Genomic DNA, 24,670 nt, shown 5'->3' with positions numbered 1-24,670 from the left:
TCACGGAAAAACTACCTGGTCGCGAACTAACTGTTCCAGTATTGGAAACAATCTTTGAGGCCGCCTTGACCTCCTGGGCCACGCAGGTGCGCCGTGATGGCGAGTGATGTGGGTGGGGTGGGTGAGGTGGGGCTGAGATGCCCATCGCCCCGCAGCGTGGCGGGGGGGGAATCTGCCGGTTTGCGGCAGATGCCGGGTATCAATCCCCCAGCAATTCGCCCACGGCCTTCAGATCTTCGACCCGGTCGCACACGGCCTTCACGGCCATCATCACCGGGATGCCCAGCAGCAGGCCCCACAGGCCCCACAGCCAGCCCCAGGCGAGCACGCTGACGAACACGGCCACAGGGCTCATGCTGCTGGTGCGGCTGGTGAGCCAGGGGGTGAGCAGGTTGCCTACCAGGGTGTGGATGACCAGCGATGCACCGCCGATGGCCAGGGCCATGTCCAGGGTGCCGAACTGCAGGAAGGCCACCAGGGCCGATGCGCCGGTGACCAGGGCCGAGCCGATGTAGGGCGCGAGGTTGAGCACCCCGGCCGCCACACCCCACACGGCGGCGTTCTCCAGGCCCAGGGCCCAGTAGGCAAGGCCGGTGGCCACGCCCACCAGCACGCTGGTGAACACCTGCACCATCAGGTAGCGCTGGATCTGGTTGGTGATGTCTTCCAGCACGTGGATGGTGACCTTGCGCCGCTCCAGGCTGGTGCCCGCGATGCGCAGCAGCTTGTTGCGAAACAGGTTGCCCGATGCCAGCGCAAAGTAGGTAAGGAACACCACCACCGTGAGCTGCCCCAGCGCGGACATGAGCCCCATGGTGCCGCTCCACAGGTAGTCGCGGATGTTGAAGGGCGGGCGCTCTACCACCACGCGCTGCACGCCGCGCCGGGGGGGGCTGGCGGTGGCGCTGTTTTCGTTGGCGGCCTGTTCGATCTGCGTTGCGGCCTTTTGCATGGTGTCGAGCGGGCTGCTGGCGCCGGTGCGCGCCTTGAGGCTGTCGCGCACCTTCTTGGCGGCCACGGGCAGCGAGTCCACCAGTTGCGCGGCGCCGTCGCTCAGCGACCAGGCGGCGCTGGCCAGGCCCAGAACGATGGCGATCAGCAGCACACCGGCCCCCAGCCAGCGGGGCACGTAGCAGCGCCGCAAGACCTCCACCACGGGCCGCAGCGCCGTGGTGAGCAGCAGGCTGAGCATGATGGGGATGAACACGGCGCTGGCCCAGTGCAGCAGGGCCACGCTGGCAAACAGCGCCAGCAGCGCGAGCGAGAGGTTGCGCACGTCCACGGGCATGTGGAGCATGAGCGGGCCGGGGAGGGATGCGGTGGCTGCGGGCGCGCCGCTTGGTGGTTGCGCAGGCGGTGGGGGGCTGTCGGGGGTTGACCGGGCTTTGGCGGGTGGGGCCGCTTCGTCCGCTTGGGCCATTTGGGCCACTGGTGCGGGGCCGTCCGCCGCAGGCGCGTGGGGGGGCATGGTCGGGGCTGCTTCAGCGGCGGGGCTGTCTGGCTGTGGGGGCTCGGCAGCGGAGGCGGGCGGGGATGCAGGGGTGGGCTCGGTCATCATGCGCGGATTGTGATGGGACTCGGGCCTGCTGGGTTGTAGGTCGGGCTGACATGCAGCGTGTCGGCGGGGGGATGTGGCGGTTCGGAAGCTCTGGCGGGTGGTTTGCCTGGCGACCCGCCAGCGGTGCCTGTGTGGCAGGGTTCGGCGCCCTGCCCGGTGGCATCAGCACAGCGGCAGCGGGCGCTTCTTGTTGAGTGCATCCACCGTGCCCAGCAGCTGCTGCCAGTAGGTGGGCAGTGACGACCACGAGGCGCCGATGGCCAGGTTGGTGGCATAGACCATGCCGGTGTTCAGGCGGGGCCGGTGGGCGTGCTTCACGGCAGCCTGCATGTCGGTGCAGGTGCTGGCGGTGTGGACCAGCATGGCCTGGGCGGTGTTGTCCTTGGCGTAGACCCAAGTGCTGGCGGGCTGGGGGTCTGTGGCCTGGTAGGCGGCGGCATTGCCAGCGTAGGTGACCAGCGTGTCGGCCACACCCGCATAGGCCGCTACGGGGTAGGTGCCTGGGTTGCCGATCACCGTGGGCGCGTTGGGCGGCGTGGCGCCTTTGCTCATGCCCGAGGCCCGGGCCTTGGCGTAGTTGTAGACGTCCTGAAAGTACGCCAGCCGTGCGCTGTCGGTGGCCATGCCGTCCAGGAAGAAGCCGTCGAGCTGGTCGGGGTAGAGGCGGATGTAGTTGTCGATGGTGGCCTTCACGTCAGCCACCGAGCGCGACCCGCCGCTGCCCGAGGTGGCCACGTAGGCGACGACTTTGTTGGTGGTGCCCGCCACGGCCTTGAAGTCTTTGATGGCCGTGAGCAGGTCGTCGTCAACCTCGGAGTCCGCGGTCAGCACGCCGTCGCTGGCGCTGGCCACGGCGGTGATCTGCACGTCCGGGTAGCTGGCTGCGCCGCTGGTGAGGGTGGCCCAGGGCGATGAGGTGCCGCTGGCGCTGAAATACGCGGGCACCAGCACCTGCAGGTTTTTGTGGGTGGGGCGCACGTAGTACGTGAGGCTGTCGCCCGCCGTGTTGGCGCTGCTGGTGGCCGTGGCGCTGACCTGGAAGGTGGCGCTGGGCGGCAGGCTGCTCACGGTGAGCGTGGTGCTGGCCACGCTGGCCACGGTGGTGGGCGCCACGGGAGAGAAGGTGGCGGCTGCGGAGGGGTTGACGGTGAAGGTGACCACCGTGCCGTTGGGGGCTGCGCCGCCGTTGACGCTAACGTCGGCCGCCAGCGGCTCAGATGCGCCGGGTTCGAGCACGTTCTCGGTGGGCTGCACGAAATGCAGCGTGACGGGCGCGCTCGCGGGTGGCGGTGGGGCGGTCGTGTTGTTGTCCTTGTCCGTGGCGCCGCCGCAGCCCGCCAGAGCCGCAGTGAGGGCCATCAAGGACGCGAGGCGGTGGGTGCGGGTTGTGGTGAGCATGGTCTTCACGGAGGGTTGGTATGAATGGGTTGATTGTGAAGGCTTGCGCCAGCAGCTCCAAGGGCCGAAACGGCCGCTTTGGCCGGGAAAAACGGCCTTGTTGCGCCGATTGCCGCAGGCGGGCGCCAGTACCATGGCCCACATGCCATCCTTCCTTCACCGCATTCCGGCCGCCGCAGCAGCCTTGCTGTGCGCAGCGCTGCTGGTCGGCTGCGGCACGCTGGACGTGCCGCGTGCCGACAACTACCCCGCCACCGGCCAGAAGAAAGCCCGCGCCGTGCACCACTGGGATGTGCTGGCGGGCGATGTGGCCGGGCGCGTGGCCGAAAAGATCGCATCCTGGCCCGAGGGCGAATACCCGCTGTACGTCACGGTGGCAGACAACTCCAGTTTCAACCAGAGCTTTCTCAAGTTGCTCAAGGTGCACCTGCTGAACCGGGGCGTGGCGGTGTCCACGGTGCCCACGGCGGTGGAGCTGGAGGTGCAGACGCAACTGGTGCAGCACGGGTCTGGCTCACCGCGCGGCTTGCCCGTGCCCATGGCCGGCACCATCATCGGCACTGGCGTGGGCGTGTGGCGCGACTGGGCGGTGCACTATTCCGACCGCACCCTGTTGCCGGGTGTGGCCACGGCCCTGGGCGTGGGGGCAGGGGTGGCGCTGGACATGGCCCAGCTCTACACCCAGGGCGCCGCCGCAGGCGGACCCACGCGCACCGAGGTGCTGATCACATCCACGCTCAAGTCGCGCGACCGGTACCTGGCCGGAACGGCCGATCTGTATTACATCGAGGGGGCCGATGCAGTGCTGTATCAGCCCGAGCGGCCGCCCGCGCCTGCACCGATGACGCCCGTCAAGACCTGGCGGGTGGTGGCGCCATGAAGGGCTTGTGGACGCCGCAACAAGTTCCCCGGGGCGCACGCGCCGCCAGCTGGTGGGCGGCTGCCGCCCTTGCGCTGGCGGGCCTGCAGGGCTGCGAGACCACCAACCCCATGCACAGCTACTACTACGGTGACCGGGCGGGCGGAATATCGCGCTCCAACCTCATCGAGCTGAATGAACGCGCCACCGATGCGCTGCTGCAGACCGCACCGCTGGATGCCAACCAGCCCGTGCTGGTGGCCACGCTGGTCAATGTGGACCGGCTCACTGAATCGTCGCGGCTGGGCCGCATCTTCTCGGAGCAGATCGCGGGCCGCATGGTGCACCGGGGTCTGAAGGTGACCGAGGTGAAACTGCGCGAGAACCTGCTGCTGCAGCGCGACCAGGGTGAGCTGCTGCTGTCGCGCGAAGTGCGCGAGGTGAGCCAGTCGCAGAACGCGCAGGCCGTGGTGGTGGGCACGTATGCGGTTTCCACGTCGGTGGTGTACATCAGCCTCAAGCTGGTGAACCCGGTAGGCAACACCGTGGTGGCGGCGCACAACTATGCCGTGCCAATGGATGAAAACGTGCGCGCGCTGCTGGCTGGGAGATAGATGACATCCCCATGAGCGGCTTCGCCGCTTCCCCCTTCTCTCGCGCTACGCGCGGGAAGGGGGACGCCGCCAGCGCGGCGGGGCGGCCCTTGCGCGGCGGCCCTGGCGGGTGCAGCGCCCATTTTTTTGGTCGGGGTGGGAATCAGGCTAGCGCGCCCGTTTGGTAGGTGCAAAAAGCTAATGCTTTGATATCCATCTCAGTGCAGCATCAGTGCGCCAGCCGTCTTGCTCTTACCGGCGCGGGCGGGTGGATTGCACAGGCCGCAGGTGAAGTGGCGGTTCTCATACAGCTCGGTCACGAACTGGCCGCTGCACTGGCTGCACTTGGTGCGCGTCAACATGCCGGCGTCCACAAATTTCACCAGGCGCCAGGCGCGCGTGAAGGAGAGCAGGGGTTCGATCTCGGCCGTGGCGACCTGCTCGTTGTACAGGCGGTAGGCTTTGGTCAGCAGCTCCACCGAATCCAGGTCCACGCCCTTGGACAGGTATTCGTAGATGTTCAGGAACAGTGAGCTGTGGATGTTCTCTTGCCAGGTCAGGAACCAGTCGGTGGAGAAGGGCAGCTGGCCTTTCGAGGGTGATTTGCCCGCGATCTCTTTGTACAGCCGGATCAGCCGTTCATACGACAGCGTGGTTTCCGATTCAAGCACCTGCATGCGGGCGCCCATCTGGATCAGCATGGCCGCGCGTTCGATCTGCTTGGATTCGTTCAGCACGCTCTTGGCGGGGGCTTTGGCAGCGGGTGCGTTGGTGGACATGGCGGGCTTTCGGTGGAGACTGGGGGAAGAGGGCTGCGGGCAAGTGCTTCAGAGCACTTCCGACACGCGGCTGGCCATCAGGATGTTGGCGTGCAGCGTGTTGGTGGCTTCGTTGCCCACCTTCTTGGCTGAGTGGTTGGTGAGCAAGCTCCACACCAGGTTGTCGTCCACGCGGAAGCTGCAAAGAAGCGTGTTGCGGGAGGCCAGTTTCATCACTTGCGCTGGCGACAGCGATGCCAGAATGTCGGCAGACTCTTCGTTCATGCCCAAGCGGAACACGGCTTCGGCCTTGTCCTGACGGATCAGGGTTTGGGCCAACATCAGGTAGGTGAGGTTGGCTTCGCGGATTTCAGCGAGGATTTGTTCGTTGGTCATGGCAGCTTCCTTTTTCCAGTACCGGGTCTTGCGTTGCCTGCTGATTGCAGGTTTTGCGTGATCCGTTGAAATGGATTGTGAAACCGCCCCAATCAGAAATTAAGTCGGGGTTTGGCTGTGCCGCGTGTCTGGTTCTGCGGTGGGCCGTGTAGGAATTTGCCCTACACGCACATCAGGTGCAGGCTGGCATTTCAGGCGATGGCCGCTGCTGTGGCAGTGGGCCCAGGCTGCCCACTTCTGTTCATGGTTTTGATAGCACCCTCAAAACCATCTTTTTTGCACTTTTACAACCTGCGCTGCCGTGCTGGACGCTGGATCAGCCTTTTTCGACCGGGCGCGTGGGGTCTGAACACCACTCGCTCCAGCTGCCGGCAAACAATGCTGTCGGGCCGAGGCCGGCTATCTCCATGCCCAGCAGATTGGGCACGGCGCTCACGCCGCTGCCGCACTGGTGCACCACGGTGGCGGGGTCACGGCCGCCCAGCAGCGCTTCAAATTCAGCGCGCAGCACGTCGGCAGGCTTGAAGCGGCCATCCGCGCCGATGTTTTCGGCAAAGGGGCGGTTCAGCGCGCCCGGAATGTGGCCCGCCACGGGGTCCAGAGGCTCCACTTCGCCCCGGTAGCGGGCACCTGCACGGGCGTCGATCACGGTCTGGCCGGGCTGCTGCAGGCGCGCGAGCACCTCGCTGGCCGTGGCCAGCTGGCGCAAGGGGGTGCCCAGCTGGAAATTGGTCTGGAAGTGCGCGGGCTCTTCGCCGCTGTTCACCGCCCCACCGGCGGCCTGCCAGGCTTGCAGCCCACCGTCGAGCACGGCCACGGCTTCATGCCCCGCCCACTTGAGCATCCACCACAGGCGGCCACAGTAGTTGGCGCCCTGGCGGTCGTACACCACGGCCTGCATGCCATTGGCAAAACCCACGCTGGACAGCCACATGGCAAAACGCTCGCGGCTGGGCAGGGGGTGGCGTCCACCGGATGCCGGCTGGTCGGCTTCCTGGGCGGTCAGCGTGCCGTGAGCGCCGGGGGCACCGTGTTTGGCGCTGAGGTCGTTGTCAAGGTTGGCGTACACCGCGCCGGGGATGTGCGCCTGTGCGTACTGCTGGGCACCGGCCGTGGGTTGCATCAGTTCGAAGCTGCAGTCAAACACCATCAGCGGCGCACCGCTGGCGATCAGGGATTGCAGGTCGGGGGCAGAGATGAGCGTGGTGTAGGTGGTCATCGGCAGAAAATGGGCAAAGTGACGGAGTGCGTCGAAAGGGGCTCCATTGTGGCCATCCCGGTGGGGCGTGTCCTCGTGTGGCCGTATCTGTTTTTGTATCCGTCAGTGTTCTTCGGCAGGTGCCCCGGGCGCAGCCCGCGCGCGCAGGATGGTGGCCACAATGCCGCTGCCCACGATGAGGGCCATGCCGAACCAGCCGATGGGCGGGATCTTGTCGCCAAACAGCAGCACGCTGTAGACGGCGGCAAACACGATGCCCGAATACTGCAGGTTGGCCACCACCAGCGTGCCGCGCTGGGTCTTGGCGCTGGCGTAAGCCTTGGTCATGCACAGCTGGCCGCCCGCAGCCAGCACACCGATGGGCAGCAGCCACAGCGCCTGCCAGCCCGGCCAGTCCGACATGCCGGTAAACAGCATGGCCCCGCCCCCCGCCACCGCAGAGCCCACGGCAAAGTAGAAAACGGTGCGCGATTCGGGCTCGCCCAGGCGCGACAGCGCCACCACCTGCATGTAGGCAAATGCAGCCGTCAGGCCGGACATCAGCCCGATCATCCCGGCAAAGGCCTGGTTCTGGTCCAGGCTGGGGCGCAGCATCAGCACCACGCCCACGAATCCGGTGAGTACGGTGAGAATCAGCGGCCCTTGCAGGGCGGGCCGTGGAGATGCCGCAGAAGGGCGCCAGGCCAGCAGCGTGCCGCCGACCAGGAAGGCGGCGATCCACACGCTGCTCATGTAGTTGAGCGTCATGGCCGTGGCCAGCGGCAGGTGGGCAATGGCGTAGAACCAGGCGCCCAGCGACGCCACCCCCACCAGGCTGCGCCAGGCGTGCATGCCGGGGTATTGCGTGGCCAGCGTCACTTTTTGAGAGCGTGCCAGCAGCCACAGGATGGCCATGCCGATCAGGCCCCGGTAACACACCAGTTCGGCCGAGTTGAAGAAGTCCGATGCGATCTTGACGCACACCCCCATGCTGGCAAACAAGAACGCGGCCAACACCATCCAGAGGGCTTGCATCGTGACGTGATCCTGTGAAAGGCCGCGCGCCGCACGTGGGGCATAGGATTGCACGGCTTGAAATAAAAATAGCTGCCAGCGCTTGCGGATCAAGCGGTGGCAGCTATTGTAATGAGAGCGGTCAGGGTAGTCGTCGCGAATGGATAGCGTTTACCTCGCTGTTCGAGACTTCACAGATCGACGGCACAGACTCAGGTTGGGGCCTCTCAAAACTGGCGGTGCTCAGGCCAGTGCCCCCGCGCGAGGGCCGCCAAGCCGCGGATGCGGCACTTCGCTTGCGTACGCCGGGGGGCGTCCCCCGTGGGGGGAAGACGCGAAGTGGCTCAGGGGGGGCTTCCCATGACCTGGCGGTACCACTCGTGGAAGTGCTGCATGCCATCTTCCATGGGGCTCTGGTAGGGGCCGACTTCGTTGTCGCCGCGCGCCAGCAGGGCCTTGCGGCCTGCGTCCATGCGCTCGCCGATTTCGTCGTCCTCGATGCAGGTCTCCATGTAGGCGGCCTTTTGCGCCTCGACGAATTCGCGCTCGAAGGCGGCGATCTCCTCGGGGTAGTAGAACTCCACCATGTTCAGCGTCTTGGTGGGGCTGATGGGGTGTAGCGTGGACACGGTGAGTACATGCGGGTACCACTCGATCATGATGTGCGGGTACAGCGTGAGCCAGATAGCGCCGTACTTCGGCGGCTTGCCTTCGCGGTAGTCCAGCAGCGCCTTGTGCCAGCGCTCGTACACCGGGCTGCCGGCCTTGCCCAGTCGGTTGGCCACACCCACGGTTTGTACCGAGTAGTTCTTGCCGAACTCCCAGCGCAGGTCGTCACACGTCACAAAGCTGCCCAGGCCCGGGTGGAAGGGGCCAACGTGGTAGTCCTCCAGATAGACCTCGATGAAGGTCTTCCAGTTGTAGTTGCACTCGTGCAGCTCCACATGGTCGAGCACGTAGCCGTCAAAGTCCAGGTCGGCACGCGGGCCCATCTGGGCCAGGTCGGCGGCCACGTCGTAGCCGTTGTCTTCAAACAGCAGGCCGTTCCACTCACGCAGCTTGTAGTTGTTCAGGTTCAGGCACGGGTCATGCGCAAAGTGGGGTGCGCCCAGCAGTTCGCCCTGGGGGTTGTACGTCCAGCGGTGCAATGGGCACACGATGTTGCCGCCCGCGCTGCCCTTTTGCTGGGTGTTCAGCGAGCCTTTGCCCTTGAGCATGACGGCCTGGCGGTGGCGGCACACGTTGGACACCAGCTCAATGCCGCCTTGGGCGTTGCGCACCAAGGCGCGGCCCTCGCCCTCCTGGGGCAGTGCGTAGTAGTCGCCCGTGTTGGGCACCGCCAATTGGTGCCCCACATAGCGGGGCCCGCGCTGGAAGATGGTGTCCAGCTCGCGCTGGAACAGCGCATCGTCAAAGTAGCTTGAAACTGGTAGTTGGCTTGCGGCCTGCTGCAGTTGAAGACTTAAATCAGACATGGGTGACCTGACCTAAAGACTCCCCACAGGGAGAAAGTGCGGGAGGTGCGCCAGGGAATGCGCATCTGGAAAAAAGGAAACCGGCTAGTGTGGCTAGCCGGCTCGACTGGAATGGGATTATAGGCGGTGGGGTTATTCCCGCACCCCCGCTACGTGAATAGAAAACATCGCTTTCTGAAAATAGAGCGGCGTCACGCATCGGACCGCGTCTGACACGAAGGGCGTACCGGTGCGCCTAAAATCATCGGTTTTTCACCCGCGCTCTGCCGCCCCCTCCATGCCCAAGGCCCCCGCAACCCCCGCTCCTCCCGCCGAACCCGCCAGCTATGAGGCGGCCCTGGAAGAGCTGGAGCAACTCGTGGCCCGCATCGAGTCGGGCCAGTTGCCGCTGGACCAGATGCTGGCCGGCTACCAGCGCGGCGCCACGTTGCTGGCGTTTTGCCGCCAGCGGCTCGAAGCCGTGCAGGACCAGATCAAGGTGCTGGATGAAGGGCAACTGCAACCATGGAACCAGGAATGAGCGCGGTGCCAATGAATTTCGAGAGCCAGCCGCTGGACATGAACCTCTGGAGCCAGAACCACCTGGCCCGGGTGGAGCAGGCCCTGTCGCAATGGGTGGGCGATGGCGCACCCGCCGGGCTGGGCGACGCCATGCGCTATGCCGTGCTCGATGGTGGCAAGCGGCTGCGTCCCCTGCTGGTGCTGGCGGCCTATGAGGCGGTCTGCAGTGGCGCACCGGCCTCTGCGGTGGTTGACGATGCCGCGCTGCGCGCTGGCCTGGACGAGGCGGCCCTGCGGGCCGCGTGCGCGGTGGAACTCATTCACGCCTACTCGCTGGTGCACGACGACATGCCCTGCATGGACAACGACGTGCTGCGCCGTGGCAAGCCCACCGTACATGTGCAGTTTGGCGAGGCCCAGGCGCTGTTGGCGGGCGATGCCTTGCAGGCCTTTGCATTTGAGTTGCTTACGCCCGACAACACCCTCATCCCCGCCGCCACGCAGGCCACGCTGTGCAGGCTGCTGGCGCGGGCCGCCGGATCGGCCGGCATGGCGGGCGGGCAGGCCATCGACCTGGCCAGCGTGGGTGTGGCGTTGACCGAAGACCAGTTGCGCCAGATGCACCGGCTCAAGACCGGCGCGCTGCTGCAGGGCAGTGTGCTCATGGGGGCGGCGTGCGGCCACGCCGTGGGCGCGGCCTACCAGGCGCTGTCCGACTACGGGGCCGCCATGGGCCTAGCGTTCCAGGTGGTGGATGACATCCTGGACGTGGTGGCCGATTCGGCCACGCTGGGCAAGACGGCCGGCAAGGACGCTGCGGCCGACAAGCCCACCTATGTGTCTTTGCTGGGGCTTGCGCGGGCGCAGGCCTATGCCCAGGAGCTGCTGGCCGAGGCCCATGCGGCCCTGGCCCGCAGTGGCCTGCCCGATAGCCGCGCGCTGGCGGCCCTGGCGGACATGGTGGTGCGCCGCTCGCACTGAGCCTGGCCCGATGATCCGTGCTGCGCCCTGTTCATGCCCGTTGCAGTGAAATCAATGCCAAATCGGCCTCCAGCGCTTTCCTGTAAAGCGCTGGCAGCTATGAAAAGAATAGTAAATGTCCACGATGTCCTTTCCCCTGCTGCAGACCATCAATGACCCGGCCGACCTGCGCCAGCTTTCGCGCGCAGATCTCAAGGCCCTGGCGACCGAGTTGCGCGGGTTCGTGATCGAAAGTGTTGCGCGCACGGGTGGGCACCTCAGCTCCAACCTGGGCACGGTGGAGCTGACGATCGCGCTGCACCATGTCTTCAACACCCCCGAAGACCGGCTGGTGTGGGACGTGGGCCACCAGACCTATCCGCACAAGATCCTGACCGGCCGCCGCGACCGCATGCACACGCTGCGCCAGTTGGGCGGTATCTCGGGCTTTCCGCAGCGGGCCGAGAGCATTTACGACACCTTTGGCACCGCGCATTCGAGCACCAGCATCTCGGCCGCGCTGGGCATGGCGCTGGCCGCCAAGCGCAAGGGCGAAAACCGCCACGCCGTGGCGATCATCGGCGATGGCGCCATGAGTGCGGGCATGGCCTTCGAGGCGCTGAACAACGGCGGTGTGGCCGATGCCAACCTGCTCGTGGTGCTGAACGACAACGACATGAGCATCAGCCCGCCCGTGGGCGCGCTCAATCGCTACCTCGCTCAGCTCATGAGCGGGCAGTTTTACGCGGCTGCCAAGAACGTGGGCAAGACCGTGCTGCGGCCCGTGCCGCCCCTGCTGGAGCTGGCCAAGCGCTTCGAGCAGCAGGCCAAGGGCATGGTGGTGCCTGCCACGTTGTTCGAGAAGTTCGGCTTCAACTACATCGGCCCCATTGATGGGCATGACCTCGATTCGCTGATCCCCACGCTGGAGAACATCAAGGGCCTCAAAGGCCCGCAGTTCCTGCACGTGGTCACCAAAAAAGGCCAGGGCTACAAGCTGGCCGAGGCCGACCCCGTGGCCTACCATGGCCCCGGCAAGTTCGACCCCTCCGTGGGCCTCACCAAGCCCGCCACGCCGCCCAAGCAGACGTTCACGCAGGTGTTTGGCCAGTGGCTGTGCGACATGGCCGCACACGACTCTCGCCTGGTGGGCATCACGCCCGCCATGCGCGAGGGCTCGGGCATGGTGGAGTTTGAAAAACGTTTCCCGGACCGCTACTACGACGTGGGCATTGCCGAGCAGCATGCCGTAACCTTTGCCGCCGGCATGGCCTGCGAAGGCGTCAAGCCGGTGGTGGCGATTTACTCCACCTTCTTGCAGCGCGGTTATGACCAGCTGATCCACGACGTGGCCCTGCAAAACCTGCCCGTGGTGTTTGCGCTGGACCGCGCGGGCCTGGTAGGCGCCGACGGTGCCACGCATGCAGGCGCGTACGACATCCCGTTTGTGCGCTGTATTCCCAACATGAGCATGGCCTGCCCTGCTGACGAGCGCGAATGCCGCCAACTGCTCAGCAGCGCCTTCGAGCAAGACCACCCAGTGGCCGTGCGTTACCCGCGTGGCAGCGGCGCCGGTGTGGCACCACTGGCGGCGTTGGATGGCCTGCCTTTTGGCAAAGGCGAGATCCGTCGCGAGCGCCAGGGCACCGATGCCAAGGCGCCGCGCATCGCGATCCTGTCGTTTGGCACGTTGCTGTACCCCGCGCTGGAAGCGGCCGAGGCTCTGGACGCCACGGTGGTCAACATGCGCTGGGCCAAACCCATCGACGAGGCCTTGTTGCGCGAGGTGGCCGAGCGCCACGATGCGCTGGTCACGCTGGAAGAGGGGGCGATCATGGGCGGTGCGGGCAGCGCCGTGACCGAGGCGCTCCACAGCATGGGCATCGTGCGGCCCGTGCTGCAGCTGGGCCTGCCGGACGTGTTCATCGAACATGGCGACCCGGCCAAGCTGCTTGCGTTGCAAGGGCTCGATGCCGAGGGAATCCGCCTTGCGATCGAGCGGCGGTTTTTGCCCGCGCTGCAGTCGGTGCGGGCTGCCTGATCTGCCAGGGTGGTCTGCTGCAGTCCCGTTTTGCAGCGGGGTGTGTGCGGCTGTCCCCAAGATGCTTGCAGAAGCCTGAAGCCATGTGCAAGGGCAGGGATTTTCGCGGGAAAACCCGCAAAAGTCTGAGGGGGCATGTTTCTACAATGAACCCGGCTCAAACAAGTCCTTGACGGCGCCGTGCACAACGCGTGCGCCCAAGTTTCGCAATCACTATATCGGAGAGAACCTCATGGATCGTCGTTCAATCATCAAGCAGGCTGGCATCGCTGGCGTGCTGGCTGCAGGCGTTGCGCCTGCCGTCCACGCCCAGGCTGCCATTCGTTGGCGTCTGGCTTCCAGCTTCCCCAAGTCGCTGGACACCATCTATGGCGGCGCTGATGTGTTCTCCAAGGCCGTCAAGGCCATGTCGGGTGGCAAGTTTGAAATCTCCGTGCACGCTGGTGGCGAGTTGATGCCCCCCTTTGGCGTGATGGACGGCGTGCAGCAGGGCACCGTGGAGATGTGCCACACCGTGCCTTACTACTTCTACGGCAAGAACCCCGCCTTCGCGCTGGGTTCGGCAGTGCCCTTCGGCTTCAATGCCCGCCAGATGAATGCCTGGATGCTGCATGGCAATGGCCGCAAGCTGATGAACGAGTTCTACGCGAACTACAATGCCATCAGCTTCGCTGGCGGCAACACCGGCACCCAGATGGGTGGCTGGTTCCGCAAGGAGATCAAGTCGCCGGATGATTTCAAGGGCATGAAGATGCGCCTGGGCGGTGGTCTGGTCGGTGAAGTGATGCAAAAGCTGGGCGCTGTGCCCCAGAGCATCCCTGGCGGCGAAATCTACCAGGCCCTCGAAAAGGGCACGCTGGACGCTGCTGAATGGGTGGGTCCGTACGACGACCAGAAGCTGGGCTTCAACAAGGTGGCTCCGTTCTACTACTATCCCGGCTGGTGGGAAGGTGGCCCGGAAGTGGACTTCTTCGTCAACCAGAAGGCCTTCGACGGCCTGTCTGCCGAGAACAAGGCCATCATCGAAGCCGCAACCAACGTGGCCCACATCGACATGCTGGCCAAGTACGACGCGCTGAACCCTACGGCCCTCAAGCAACTGGTGGCTGCCAAGACCAAGGTGCTGCCGTTCTCGCAAGCCGTGATGGACGCTTCGTTCAAGGCCTCCATGGAAGTCTTCGCTGCCAACGACGCGAAAAGCCCCGAGTGGAAGAAGATCTACGCCGACATGCGTGCATTCCAGCGCGACCAGGTGCTCTGGTTCCGCTTTGCCGAAGCCCGCTACGACTCGTTCATGTCTTCGCAGAAGCTCTGATCCCGAGTGGCTCTGGAGTGGCGGCGCAAGCTGCCATGCCAAGGTCTGCAAAACCCGTCCACTTTTGGGCGGGTTTTTTTTCGTCCCTGTGTTCTGCGAGGCGGCACCTTGCTGTGGCCATGCGGCCCCCTCAACCGCAGGAACGTGGGCGAGGTCCCAAGCCCCCAAGCCCCCAAGCCCCCAAGCCCCCAAGCCCCCAAGCCCCCAAGCCCAGCCCGACCAGGCTGCTTGACTCTCGATGCCTTGGAGTGCGCGGCCGGTGCCTGTTTCCCGCTGAAGCCTCTCAAGTCGTGAAGAGGCTTCCTTATGGCTGATGGCCACCAAGAATGGGGGTGGCAGGGGATCAAGAGTCTCGTCTGCTTGCGTGATGTGCCAAAGTCGATGCCCCACCGCTACCTCCATGATCCATGGCGCACCGGACCCCCTCCGCGTCTGCTCCATAAAAAAACCTCCGCAGAGGTTTCCCATCTGCGGAGGTTTGAGGACCAGGGCGCGGGGCCCGGGTCAGACTGAATCACGGTCGTCCTGTAAGCAGTGTGCTCACTTCTTGTCGGTGGACATGGAGTCTTGCAGTGCCTTCAGGGGGTCGTCTGCTGCAGGAGCAGGCGCGGGGTCCCCAGCGCCAGCCATGCCGGCAGTCGGGTCGGCCGCTTCGGCGCTAGCGTCGGGCATGGCGGCTTCCATTTCCATGCGGACCTTGTCGAGGTCATAGACCTGCTTCTCGTCGAGCCCGCTGGAGACAATGCCCGGGAAGGCGATCACCAGAGCCACCATCAGCAGCTGGATGCACAGGAAGGGAATGGCACCCCAGTAGATCTGGGGGGTGGTGACCGGCGCAATCATCTTCTTGGTGACCTTGTCCATGTACTCCTTCGCCGGGGCCACGCTGCGCAGGTAGAACAGCGCAAAGCCAAACGGTGGGTGCATGAACGACGTCTGCATGTTGATGGCCAGCAGCACGCCAAACCAGATCAGGTCAATGCCCAGCTTGTCGGCCACGGGGGCCAGCAAGGGCACGACGATGAAGGACAGTTCAAAGAAGTCCAGGAAGAACGCCAGGAAGAACACCATGACGTTCACGACGATCAGGAAGCCCAGCTGGCCACCGGGCAGGCCTGTCAGCAGGTGCTCCACCCACAGCGGGCCGTCCACGCCCTGGAAGGTCAGGCCGAACATGGTGGCGCCCACCAGGATGAACACCACAAAACATGACAGCTTGGTGGTGGTGGTGACAGCCTGGCGCAGCAGCGACATCGTGAGGCGGCCACGGATGATGGCCATGATGCCCGCGCCCAATGCGCCCATGGCGCCGCCTTCGGTGGGGGTTGCAACGCCCAGGAAGATGGTGCCCAGCACCAGGAAGATCAGCAGCAGTGGCGGGATCAGCACAAACGTCACGCGCTCGGCTGCGCGGGACAGCAGGCCCATGCGGGTGATCTTGTTGATGCTGGCTGCCACGAAGGCCAGTGCCACACCAAAACACATGGACACCACGATGGTTTCGTCCAGCGCCACGCGGTCCACGGCTTCACCGGACCACCAGGTGTGCAGGGCAGGCATGTTCTTGGCCACATACATCGATGCGGCCACGCAGATGCCGGTCAGCACCAGCAGCGAGGTCACACCGCTCTTGCCATTGTCGTCCCGCAGCGTGCGCGCTTCGGGCGGGATGGCAGGCACCCACTGGGGCTTGAAGATGGCCAGCAAAATGACGTAGAGCGCATAGAAGCCGGTCAGCATCAGGCCGGGCAGGAACGCGCCCTTGTACATGTCACCCACGCTGCGGCCCATCTGGTCGGCAATGATGATGAGCACCAGGGAGGGCGGAATGATCTGTGCCAGCGTGCCGGAGGCCGCAATCACCCCCGCAGCCAGTCGCCGGTCATAGCCATAGCGCAGCATGATGGGCAGCGAGATCAGGCCCATCGAGATCACCGATGCAGCCACCACGCCCGTGGTGGCTGCCAGCAGCGCACCCACGAAGATCACGGCCAGTGCCAGGCCGCCACGGATGGGGCCGAACAGCTGTCCGATGGTGTCGAGCAGGTCCTCCGCCATCCCGCTTCGCTCCAGTATGAGCCCCATGAGCGTGAAGAATGGAATGGCCAGCAAGGTATCGTTCTGCATGATGCCGAAGATGCGCAGCGGCACGGCTTGCAGCAGGGCTTCGGGCAGCACGTTCAATTCAATGCCGATGAAGGCGAAGAACAGTCCGCAGGCGCCCAGGCTGAAGGCGACCGGGAAGCCCACCAGCAAAAAGCAGATGAGCCCCGCGAACATGATGGGGGCAAGGTTGTGGGTAAGAAATTCCATGGTGTGTGTCTCCGCTTGGTGGGGCCGCTCAGTGGGCCTCGGCCTTGTTCTTGCCGTTGCCCTTGGCGGCTTCGGCCAGGTTGCGGATGGATTCGGCCAGTTCTTCTTCAGCCGTTTTTTCAATCTTCTTGACCGTGGGGTCTTCGATCAGTCCCTGCAGGAACCCCAGGCGCTTGATGAGTTCGGAGATACCTTGCAGCCACAGCAGGGCAAAACCCAGCGGCATCATCAGGTACACGGGCCAGCGGATCAGCCCGCCAGCGTTGTTCGACATTTCGCCCGACGCGAGGGCGCGGGTGAAGAAGGGAATGCCATACCAGAGCACGGCCAGGCACATGGGCGTGAGGAAGACGATGTAGCCGAATACGTCGATCCAGATCTGGGTGCGCTTGGAAAAGCGGCTGGAGATCACGTCCACCTTGACGTGTTCGCCCTGGAGCAGCGTGTAGCCAGCGGCCAGCAGGAACGACGCGGCAAACAGGTACCACTGGATTTCCAGAAAACCGTTGGAGCTGATGTTGAACGCTTTGCGCACTATCGCGTTCACGCCGCTGATTACCGTGGAGGCCAGGATGAGCCAGACCACGTATTTGCCGACCTGGGTGTTAAGCCAGTCGATCCCCCTTGATAACTTCAGTAGAGCCTGCATGGTGTCTCCAATAAAAAGGCTTTGCGTGCGATATGCCGACCCACGCGCCGGTAAGCGCAACGATTCGACAAACTTTTACAACGGCGCGATTCTACGGAGCACTGTAGGCCCAGGCTGACGGCAGCGTGACGGTGTTATCCCGCAGCCGGCACTCATTCTGTAGCTATAAAAAAAGTAGCAATTAGGGTTTCTTCCTAGGCTCGGAAGTGCGCTTTTTGCGGGTGAACTGCCACCACGGCAGCACCGTGTTCATGGCCTGCACTTCACCGCACTGCCAGGGGCTGTAGCCCGGCAAGGTGGCCATCTGGGCCAGCCATTCGGGGGTTTGCAGCAAGTTGCGCAGGGCCAGCGTGGCGGGTTGGTCCAGGCTGGCTTTCAGGCAGGCCAGGTGGTAGCGCTCCTGCACCAGCGGCACAAAATCCAGCCCACGCGCCCGGGCTGCCACTTCAATGCCCATGCCCACATCGGCCGCGCCCGCAGCCACGGCCTGGGCAATGGCGGTGTGCGACGGTTCGTTGAGCGCATAGCCTCGAATGGCCTGGGCCTCCACGCCAGCCTGGGCCAGCAAGTCGTCGAGCAGCACGCGGGTGCCGGTGCCCAGTGGCCGGTTGAGAAATCGGGCGCTGGTGCGGGCCACGTCGGCCAGACTACTCAGCCCGAGCGGGTTGCCCGGTGCCACGATGAGGCCCTGGGTGCGCTGGGCAAAGCCGATGATCTTGTGCAACCCGGGCTGCAGCAGAGGCTTGTAGGTGCGCGCAGTCAATGAATCGGCGGCGGGGTGCTCCACCGTGTGAAAACCCGCCAGCGTGCAACGCCCCTCATTCAGCGCACGGATCGCATCCACACTGCCCGTGAAGCGGATATCGAGGTGCAGCGCGCCCGCATCGGCCTGCGCGGCGGCGTGGGTGCGCAGCGCCACCAGCGCATCGTCATGGCTGGCGTACAGGGTGAGCACGTGGGCGTTGGGGTCAAAGGCCACGGCAAAGGCGCGCTCCAGGTCGGCGTGCAGCGCGGCGATCTGCGGCGCGAGCCGCGCCTGGGCCTGGCGCTCGGCCCACAGCAACTTGGTGCCGAACTCGCTGAGCTGCGCCGACTGCCCCTTGCCCCAGATGATCAGCTCGCCGCCCAATTGCTCCTCCCAGCGCTTGAGGGCGCCCCAGACATGGCGGTAGGACAGGTCCAGCGCGCGCGCCGCGCCCGAGATGGAGCCCTGCTCGGCCACGGCCTGCAGCAGTTCGGGCAGTGGGTTGCGGATCAGCGCATTGCCTGCATCGCGGCTGAGCGTGTAGTGAAGTTGGACCCTATGCACGGACGTTCATATCGCTGGATATTGGTGAGGTGCCTACGATAGCTGAACCCGATCACAAGGCCCCATGTCCACCCTTACCGAAAGCGCGAGCACAGCGCTGCAACTCACCCTCTCCTCCGACCCCGTCCTGTGGACCATCGTGGGTCGCTCCTTGTCCGTCAGCGCCACCGCCTGCCTGATCGCCTGTGGCGTGGGCCTGGTGCTGGGCGCCTGGCTCGGCGTCGCCCGCTTTGCCGGGCGCGGTGCCGTGCTGGCGGTACTCAACACCTTGCTGGCGGTACCGTCGGTGGTGGTGGGGCTCGTGGTGTACCTGGTGCTCTCGCGCAGCGGGCCGCTGGGTGCGCTGGGCTGGCTGTTTAGCTTCAAGGCCATGGTGCTGGCGCAGGCCATTCTGGTGCTGCCGGTGGTCACTGCGCTGACGCGGCAGGCGGTGGAAGACGCCGAGCGCGCGCATGGCGAACAACTGCGGTCGATGGGCGCGAGCCCGCTGCTGCGCAGCCTGCTGCTGGCCTGGGACGAGCGTTATGCCCTGCTCACCGTGCTGCTGGCCTCGTTTGGCCGAGCGATCTCCGAGGTGGGCGCGGTGATGATCGTGGGCGGCAACATCGACGGCTTCACGCGCGTGATGACCACCGCCATTGCGCTGGAGACCAGCAAGGGCGACCTGCCCCTGGCGTTGGCGCTGGGCATCATCCTGCTTGCCGTGGTGCTGGCGCTCAATGTGTTGATCGCGCTGGTGCGCCGCTGGCGCGAACGGGTGGATGGTTCTGCGTCGAGCACGCCGGTGGGGGTGGCCGCGTGAACGCGCCGTTGGCCCCTTCGTGGGTGGATCTGCGCCAGGTGTCCGTGCGCTACGGCCGCGTGCAGGCGCTGGACCAGGTCTCGCTGTGCATCGCGCCCGGCGAGCGCGTGGCACTGGTGGGCGCCAATGGCAGTGGCAAAAGCACGCTGCTGCGCGTGCTGCACGGCTTGGCGGATGCGGCGGGCGGAGGCTTTCAGTGCGATGCCACCTTGCAGCAGGCCATGCTGTTCCAGCGCCCGCACATGCTGCGCACCAGCGCGCAGAACAACGTGGCGCTGGCGCTGTGGCTGCGCGGCACGCGCTGGCGCGATGCGCGGCTTCAGGCCCTCACCGCACTGCAGCGTGTGGGCCTGCAGGGCATCGCCGCGCAGAACGCCCGCACCCTGTCGGGCGGGCAGCAGCAGCGTGTGGCGCTGGCCCGCGCCTGGGCGCTGCGGCCCGATGTGCTGCTGCTGGACGAACCCACCGCCAGCCTCGATCCCCATGCCAAGCGCGAGGTTGAGGCCCTGATGGCCGACTTTGCCGCCAGCCACAGCGCAGCAGGCCCGGCCCACCCCGTGACCATGGTCTTCAGCAGCCACAACCTGGGCCAGGTCAAGCGTCTGGCCAGCCGCGTGATCTATATGGAGCACGGCCGCCTGGTGGCCGACCTGCCCGTGCACGACTTTTTCAACGGCCCCTTGCCGGAGGCCGCCCGTCTGTTTGTCAAAGGAGAACTGGTATGACAAGAATTGACCCCCACGCTCCCCACTTCGTGGGGTCGCTGCCCCGCCAGGGGGCTTTTTCATCTTGGGGCGGCCCGGTGATGAAAAATTTCAAGCATTTTTGTGGCCTAGCGCTTATCCATAAAGCGCTAACAGCTATCATATTTGTAGCATCCGGCCCGGTGCTTGCGCAGAGCATCACCATGGCGTCCACCACCTCCACGGAGCAGTCCGGGCTGTTCGGCTACCTGATGCCTGAATTCAAGAAGGCCAGTGGCCTGGACGTGAAGGTGGTGGCGCTGGGCACCGGCCAGGCGCTCGATATGGCGCGCCGGGGCGACGCCGACGTGCTGTTTGTGCACGACCAGGTGGCCGAAGAAAAGTTTGTGGCCGATGGCTGGGGCGTGAAGCGCTACCCCGTGATGTACAACGACTTCATTCTGATCGGCCCCAAGAACGACCCGGTGGGCACCCAGGGCAAAGACATCGTGCAGGCGCTGCAGAAGCTGTCTGCCGCCAATGGCAACTTCATCTCGCGCGGCGACAAGAGCGGCACGCACGCGGCCGAGCTGCGCTACTGGAAGCTCGCGGGCGCCGACGCCGCAAATACCTCAAAAGGCAGCGGCTACAAGGAGTGTGGCTGCGGCATGGGCCCTGCGCTCAACATTGCGGCATCGAGCGGCGCCTATGTGCTGGCCGACCGTGGCACCTGGCTCAACTTCAAGAACCGCGCAGACTTGGCCGTGTTGGTCGAAGGTGACACCAAGCTCTTCAACCAGTACGGCGTGATGGTCGTGAACCCCGCCAAGCATCCCCATGTGAAGGCGCAGGATGCGCAGAAGTTTGTGGACTGGGTGGTGTCGCCCGCAGGTCAGCAGGCCATCGCGGGCTACAAGATCGGCGGCGAACAGCTGTTCTTCCCGAACGCGGGCAGGTAAATCCCCCTGAGTCGCTTCGCGCCTTCCCCCAAAGGGGGACGCCAGCGGTGGCCCGGCAAGGCCGGTTCCGCGGCATCGGCTTGGGTCGCGCCAGTTTCCTGGCGGCGGGGAGAAGGGCTGCCGCCTCAGCGCCGTAGATCGGGCTGGCCCGAAGGGCGTAACCCGACAGCTGCATGCTCAGTCATCGTCGCGGTGGTGGCTGCTGCGCCAGATGGCCCGCACCAGCCACAGGCCACACACCACGGCACCAAAGAACCCCAGGAAGCCAAACGCTGGCAGGCCAAACAGCGTAGGCCCACCCTTCACGGTCATCACGATGGACGAGCCGATGATGAGCGCGGCAATCACCAGCGCCATTGCCAGCCTGTTGGCCGACCGGTCGATCTGGTCGCCCACACGCTTGAGGTGGGCCAGCTCGATGCCCACCTGCAGGTGCCCGCGCCGCGCATTGCGCAGCAGCCGCCCGATGTCGTCCGGCAACTGCTCCACCGTGGCCAGTGCACGCCGCAGGGTGCTCCACGCGCGCCCGGCGAGCACCTTGGGCTCGTAACGCTCGCGCACCACCTGCTTGAGCAGCGGCAGCGCTTCGCTGGCCATATGGAAGTCCGGGTCCAGGTTGCGGCCCATGCCTTCGAGCGAGATGAAGGCCTTGATCAGCAGCGCTAGGTCGGACGGCAGGCCCAGGTGGTGCTCGCGCAGGATGGCGGTCACATCCGCCAGCATCTGCCCCAGGCTCAGCTGTGCCAGTGGCACGCCGTGGTACTGGTCCACAAAGGCCTCGATCTCGGTTTCGAGCTGGCCCAGGTTCAGGCCCTGCGCGTCGCCCGTCCAGTCCAGCAGCACGTCGGCCACGGCCTGAGGCTGGTGCTCCACCAGGCCCAGCAGCAGCTGCAGCAGCTCGTCGCGCCGACGCTGCGACAGGCGGCCCACCATGCCGAAGTCGATGAAGGCAATGCGGTTGCCGGGCAGGTAGAACACGTTACCGGGGTGCGGATCGGCGTGGAAAACGCCGTCCTTCACGATCATCTGCAGCACCGCCTGCGCACCCCGCTGCGCCAGCACCGTGCGGTCAAAGCCCGCCTCGGGCGTCAGAGCCGCCAGGGCTCCGCCGGGTGTGCCGTCGATGAAATCCTGCACGTTGATGCGCTCGCGCGTGTAGGCCCAGTGCACGCGCGGGATCACGATGTGGGGCTGCGCCGCCATGTTGGTGGCAATGCGTTCGGCCTGGCGGCATTCGCCGGCCAGGTCCAGCTCGCGTCGCAGTGAGCGAGCGAACTCGCGCACCAGTTGCTGGGGCCGGTAGGGCTTGAGCGCGGGCAGCTCGGCCTCGGCCAGCGCGGCCAGGCGCTGCAGCAGGCGCAGGTCGGCCTGGATGGTGTCGGCAATGCCGGGGCGGCGGATCTTGACGATGACCTCGCTGCAGTCCTGCAGGCGGGCGCGGTGCACTTGCGCAATCGATGCAGCGGCCAGCGGCGTGGTGTCAAACCAGGCAAACACGGCTTCAGGTTCGGCGCCCAGGTCTTCGCGCAGTTGCGGGCGCAGCGCATCGATGGGCACAGCGGGCACTTGGCTGTGCAGTTTCTCGAATTCTGCAATCCACTCCGGGCCAAACAGGTCGGCCCGGCCCGCAAGGATCTGGCCAAACTTGACGAACGCGGGGCCCAGCTCTTCGAGCGCCAGGCGCACCTGCACGGGCGGCTCCACGCGGGCCAGGTCTGCTGCGTGGGTCCAGTTCAGTGCCTGGCCCGCGCTCTCCAGCCGGTCGGCCAGGCCCAGGCGGCGCACGGTGTCGCCAAATCCGTGGCGCACCATCACGCCCAGGATTTCCTTCAGGCGCCCCAGGTCGCGGGCAGTGTCCAGGGTCTCGATCAGCATGGGGCGATGATAGGTTCAGAAGTTCAGGGTGGGTTTGTTCACCATCAGGTAGAACACCACGGCCATGGCCACAAAGGCCGGGTAGCCCAGTGCCTCCCACCAGCGGGCGTAGCGCCAGTACAGAGGTGGCAGCACCCCGTCGCCCTGGGGCGCCTGTGCCGCCTCTACCGCCATGTCGCGCATGCGCAGCTGCAGCCACACCACGGGCAGCCAGCAGGCACCGGCCACCGCATACAGGCCCAACGACACGGCCAGCCAGGGCGTTGTCAGCGGCAACCCCGCCACGGCGGCCATGGCGAGGCCGGTCGCTGGCTGGACGAAAACGGTGGGCGTGGTGAACCACCAGTCCGCCCGCACCACCAGGCGCGTGACCACGGCCTGCGCCTGCACATTGCCGCTGCGGTTGGTGAAGAACATGTAGAACGCCGAGCCCAGCCCGGTGCCCACCAGCAGCACGCTGGAGATGATGTGCAGCCATTTGAGGGTGAGGTACAGGCTCATGGTTTGGGTGGTGTCGTCGTCGTGTCTTGCAGCAGCACAAGCAGGATGGCGGCGATGGGCAGGTTTTTAGTCAGCGGGCCCAGCGGGTGCAGCCACCAGGACGGATCAACGAAAGTGGCCAACAGCGTCATGACCCCCATGAGCAGCAGCGCCGCCAGGTAGACGGCCCTGCCGGGGCGCCAGGCCATCCACAGGCCGATGACGGCGTCGGCGGTGGCACCCGCAAGGATCAGAAAGTGAGCCAGTCCTGGGGTACTCCAGGCAGGGGGCAGGCTGACCAGCAGTGCGCGGCTTTGTCCGTTCAACTCCACCAAGCTGACGATGGCCGTGGCCAGCCACACAAACACCAGGCTCCAGCGCAGCAAGGCATAGGTGGCAGGGGTCATGGCTCCTCCACGATGTCCATCACCATGCCCCACTTCGCAAACTCGGGTGCAAAGGCCGACAGCGGCAGCAGGCTGGTGCTGGTGTGTGCGCCGGTGGGCAAGGGTTGTCCAACAGCCAGTTGGCGCGCCAGCAGGATGGCGGCCATGCAGGGGATCTCGGGGCCATGGTCGTGGTCGGCTGCAATGTGCCAGGCGCGGCGGCGGGGCTGGCCTTGCGCACCGGTGCCCGCCACGCGCACGACCATGCCGCCCAGTGGCGTGCCCAGAAAGTCCAGCGCGCCGCCCGCGTGGTGCATCAGCCAGGCCAGCTTTTCGGGATGGGGCAGCACGCCCCAATGGCGCAGCGCTGCAAGGGTGGCGAAGGCTCTCTGTGCCAGGCCCACCTCCAGCGCTGCGCGGAAGGTGACGCGGTCGCGGGCTTTGTAGCGGGCCGGGAAAATTTCCAGATCCGGGATGTCGCAGACCGCCCCCAGGCGCGGTCGCAGCCGCTGGAACTGGACCGGCGTGGGCTGCGCCCAGCCCCGTTTCGGCTGCCAGCGGCCGTCTTGCCACACATCGATGGCCAGGCCGCAGTAGCTCAGCACGGCCGCCAGCGTGGCCTGTCCGCGTGGCGCGCGTTGCGCGGGGGCGATGCAGATGTCGATGCTGTCAATGCACTGCCAGCCCGCACACAGGTGGTCGATGACTGCCGAGGACAGCGCGGGCACGGTGCTGGCGCCAGCGATGGCGGTGCGTCCGGCGGCGGTAAACGCGGCCTGCAGGGCAGCTGGAAAGTCGCACACAAAACGGCGGCCATCGGCCAGGTCGATGTAGTGCGCGCCCGCCTCAGCGGCGGCCTGGGCCACGCTGTAACCCTGCGCCTGAAAAGGCCCCGCAGTGTGGATGACCAGATCCACGCCCCATTCGCGCAAGGTGGCAGCAAGACCCGGGGCCTGGTGGCCGAGGGCCACGCCCTGAGCGCCGTGGCCCAATGTATTCGCCAAGGCCTGGGCGCGGGATGCGTCGCGGCCCGCCACCAGCAGGGCGATGTGGTGGCGCGTGGCCGCGTCGCCTGCCAGCGCGCGGCAGATGCGTGCGCCAAAGTTGCCGTACCCGCCCAGGACCAGTGTTTTGAGTGTTGCCATGGG

The 24,670-nt window shown here is 65.7% G+C and carries 23 protein-coding genes; 9 read left to right on the top strand and 14 right to left on the bottom strand.

Annotated elements, in window-relative coordinates:
• Positions 1-199: 199 nt before the first annotated feature.
• Both C8C93_RS13140 and C8C93_RS13135 read right to left on the bottom strand, forming a co-directional pair.
• Complete coding sequence (locus tag C8C93_RS13140; RefSeq protein WP_370109175.1) at positions 200-1,558, bottom strand: AI-2E family transporter; 1,359 nt, start codon at positions 1,556-1,558, stop codon at positions 200-202.
• Between the two features lie 162 nt (positions 1,559-1,720).
• Positions 1,721-2,956, bottom strand: coding sequence for a spherulation-specific family 4 protein (locus C8C93_RS13135; protein ID WP_158603269.1), 1,236 nt, complete (start codon positions 2,954-2,956; stop codon positions 1,721-1,723).
• A 142-nt stretch (positions 2,957-3,098) separates the two neighbouring features.
• On the opposite strand from C8C93_RS13135, the gene C8C93_RS13130 reads away from it, so the two are divergent.
• Together C8C93_RS13130 and C8C93_RS13125 are read left to right on the top strand one after the other, a co-directional pair.
• Positions 3,099-3,836: a hypothetical protein gene (locus tag C8C93_RS13130; protein ID WP_228899943.1), complete on the top strand. Its 738-nt coding sequence runs from the start codon at positions 3,099-3,101 to the stop codon at positions 3,834-3,836.
• A complete protein-coding gene (locus C8C93_RS13125) occupies positions 3,833-4,429 on the top strand; it encodes a FlgO family outer membrane protein (RefSeq protein ID WP_304505073.1) in 597 nt (198 codons plus the stop codon). The genes C8C93_RS13130 and C8C93_RS13125 overlap by 4 nt, the downstream gene beginning before the upstream one ends.
• 197 nt (positions 4,430-4,626) lie before the next feature.
• Here C8C93_RS13125 and flhC read toward each other — a convergent pair whose 3' ends face one another.
• The 5 genes from flhC to C8C93_RS13095 form a co-directional block, all read right to left on the bottom strand.
• Entirely contained in the window at positions 4,627-5,187 is a 561-nt protein-coding gene (gene flhC, locus C8C93_RS13115) for a flagellar transcriptional regulator FlhC (RefSeq protein WP_010459839.1), read from the bottom strand.
• A 48-nt stretch (positions 5,188-5,235) separates the two neighbouring features.
• Positions 5,236-5,562: a flagellar transcriptional regulator FlhD gene (gene flhD / locus C8C93_RS13110; protein WP_055400499.1), complete on the bottom strand. Its 327-nt coding sequence runs from the start codon at positions 5,560-5,562 to the stop codon at positions 5,236-5,238.
• Between the two features lie 316 nt (positions 5,563-5,878).
• Complete coding sequence (locus tag C8C93_RS13105) at positions 5,879-6,781, bottom strand: sulfurtransferase (RefSeq protein ID WP_121507189.1); 903 nt, start codon at positions 6,779-6,781, stop codon at positions 5,879-5,881.
• A 102-nt stretch (positions 6,782-6,883) separates the two neighbouring features.
• Complete coding sequence (locus C8C93_RS13100) at positions 6,884-7,795, bottom strand: DMT family transporter (protein WP_121507188.1); 912 nt, start codon at positions 7,793-7,795, stop codon at positions 6,884-6,886.
• Between the two features lie 323 nt (positions 7,796-8,118).
• Positions 8,119-9,249, bottom strand: coding sequence for an aromatic ring-hydroxylating dioxygenase subunit alpha (locus C8C93_RS13095; protein ID WP_121419318.1), 1,131 nt, complete (start codon positions 9,247-9,249; stop codon positions 8,119-8,121).
• 277 nt (positions 9,250-9,526) lie between these two features.
• Here C8C93_RS13095 and C8C93_RS13090 point away from each other — a divergent pair, with 277 nt between their 5' ends.
• The 4 genes from C8C93_RS13090 to C8C93_RS13075 all read left to right on the top strand — a co-directional run bounded on the left by C8C93_RS13090 (position 9,527) and on the right by C8C93_RS13075 (position 14,066).
• Positions 9,527-9,769 carry an exodeoxyribonuclease VII small subunit gene (locus tag C8C93_RS13090; protein ID WP_055400508.1) on the top strand — a complete coding sequence of 81 codons (243 nt, stop codon included), beginning with the start codon at positions 9,527-9,529 and terminating at the stop codon, positions 9,767-9,769.
• Positions 9,766-10,731 (top strand): polyprenyl synthetase family protein, encoded by a 966-nt coding sequence (locus tag C8C93_RS13085; protein WP_121507187.1) that lies wholly within the window; start codon positions 9,766-9,768, stop codon positions 10,729-10,731. Before C8C93_RS13090 ends, C8C93_RS13085 begins: the two co-directional genes overlap by 4 nt.
• A gap of 115 nt (positions 10,732-10,846) precedes the next feature.
• A complete protein-coding gene (gene dxs / locus C8C93_RS13080) occupies positions 10,847-12,751 on the top strand; it encodes a 1-deoxy-D-xylulose-5-phosphate synthase (RefSeq protein ID WP_121419320.1) in 1,905 nt (634 codons plus the stop codon).
• Positions 12,752-12,983: 232 nt separating this feature from the next.
• Positions 12,984-14,066: a TRAP transporter substrate-binding protein gene (locus C8C93_RS13075; RefSeq protein WP_121419321.1), complete on the top strand. Its 1,083-nt coding sequence runs from the start codon at positions 12,984-12,986 to the stop codon at positions 14,064-14,066.
• Positions 14,067-14,606: 540 nt separating this feature from the next.
• Here the strand turns inward: C8C93_RS13075 and C8C93_RS13070 are convergent.
• The 3 genes from C8C93_RS13070 to C8C93_RS13060 form a co-directional block, all read right to left on the bottom strand.
• Positions 14,607-16,379, bottom strand: a complete 1,773-nt coding sequence (locus tag C8C93_RS13070; RefSeq protein WP_121419322.1) for a TRAP transporter large permease subunit — start codon at positions 16,377-16,379, stop codon at positions 14,607-14,609.
• 28 nt (positions 16,380-16,407) lie between these two features.
• Positions 16,408-17,028 (bottom strand): TRAP transporter small permease subunit, encoded by a 621-nt coding sequence (locus C8C93_RS13065; protein ID WP_121507186.1) that lies wholly within the window; start codon positions 17,026-17,028, stop codon positions 16,408-16,410.
• Between the two features lie 181 nt (positions 17,029-17,209).
• Positions 17,210-18,337 (bottom strand): substrate-binding domain-containing protein, encoded by a 1,128-nt coding sequence (locus C8C93_RS13060; RefSeq protein ID WP_121507185.1) that lies wholly within the window; start codon positions 18,335-18,337, stop codon positions 17,210-17,212.
• A gap of 64 nt (positions 18,338-18,401) precedes the next feature.
• Here C8C93_RS13060 and C8C93_RS13055 point away from each other — a divergent pair, with 64 nt between their 5' ends.
• From C8C93_RS13055 to C8C93_RS13045, 3 genes are all read left to right on the top strand, one after another.
• Positions 18,402-19,139, top strand: a complete 738-nt coding sequence (locus C8C93_RS13055) for an ABC transporter permease (protein ID WP_121507184.1) — start codon at positions 18,402-18,404, stop codon at positions 19,137-19,139.
• Positions 19,136-19,864, top strand: a complete 729-nt coding sequence (locus tag C8C93_RS13050) for a phosphate ABC transporter ATP-binding protein (RefSeq protein WP_233559377.1) — start codon at positions 19,136-19,138, stop codon at positions 19,862-19,864. The genes C8C93_RS13055 and C8C93_RS13050 overlap by 4 nt, the downstream gene beginning before the upstream one ends.
• A gap of 80 nt (positions 19,865-19,944) precedes the next feature.
• The gene (locus C8C93_RS13045; protein WP_121507182.1) at positions 19,945-20,781 is read left to right on the top strand and encodes an extracellular solute-binding protein; all 837 of its coding nucleotides are present in this window, start codon (positions 19,945-19,947) and stop codon (positions 20,779-20,781) included.
• A 177-nt stretch (positions 20,782-20,958) separates the two neighbouring features.
• Here the strand turns inward: C8C93_RS13045 and C8C93_RS13040 are convergent, their stop codons facing one another.
• Genes C8C93_RS13040 through C8C93_RS13025 form a run of 4 tightly spaced genes read right to left on the bottom strand, consistent with a single transcriptional unit; the run spans position 20,959 to position 24,667 of the window.
• Positions 20,959-22,656, bottom strand: coding sequence for an AarF/ABC1/UbiB kinase family protein (locus C8C93_RS13040; RefSeq protein WP_121507181.1), 1,698 nt, complete (start codon positions 22,654-22,656; stop codon positions 20,959-20,961).
• A gap of 15 nt (positions 22,657-22,671) precedes the next feature.
• Positions 22,672-23,157, bottom strand: a complete 486-nt coding sequence (locus C8C93_RS13035; protein ID WP_121507180.1) for a DUF2269 domain-containing protein — start codon at positions 23,155-23,157, stop codon at positions 22,672-22,674.
• A complete protein-coding gene (locus tag C8C93_RS13030; protein WP_121507179.1) occupies positions 23,154-23,543 on the bottom strand; it encodes a DoxX-like family protein in 390 nt (129 codons plus the stop codon). Before C8C93_RS13030 ends, C8C93_RS13035 begins: the two co-directional genes overlap by 4 nt.
• Positions 23,540-24,667, bottom strand: a complete 1,128-nt coding sequence (locus tag C8C93_RS13025) for a saccharopine dehydrogenase NADP-binding domain-containing protein (RefSeq protein WP_121507178.1) — start codon at positions 24,665-24,667, stop codon at positions 23,540-23,542. Before C8C93_RS13025 ends, C8C93_RS13030 begins: the two co-directional genes overlap by 4 nt.
• Positions 24,668-24,670 lie beyond the last annotated feature (3 nt).

The organism is Acidovorax sp. 93 (assembly GCF_003633835.1).
In the GTDB taxonomy this organism is placed as follows: domain Bacteria; phylum Pseudomonadota; class Gammaproteobacteria; order Burkholderiales; family Burkholderiaceae_C; genus Acidovorax; species Acidovorax facilis.
Note: the sequence above shows the minus strand (reverse complement) of the source record. Positions and strands in the feature narration are given on the sequence as shown.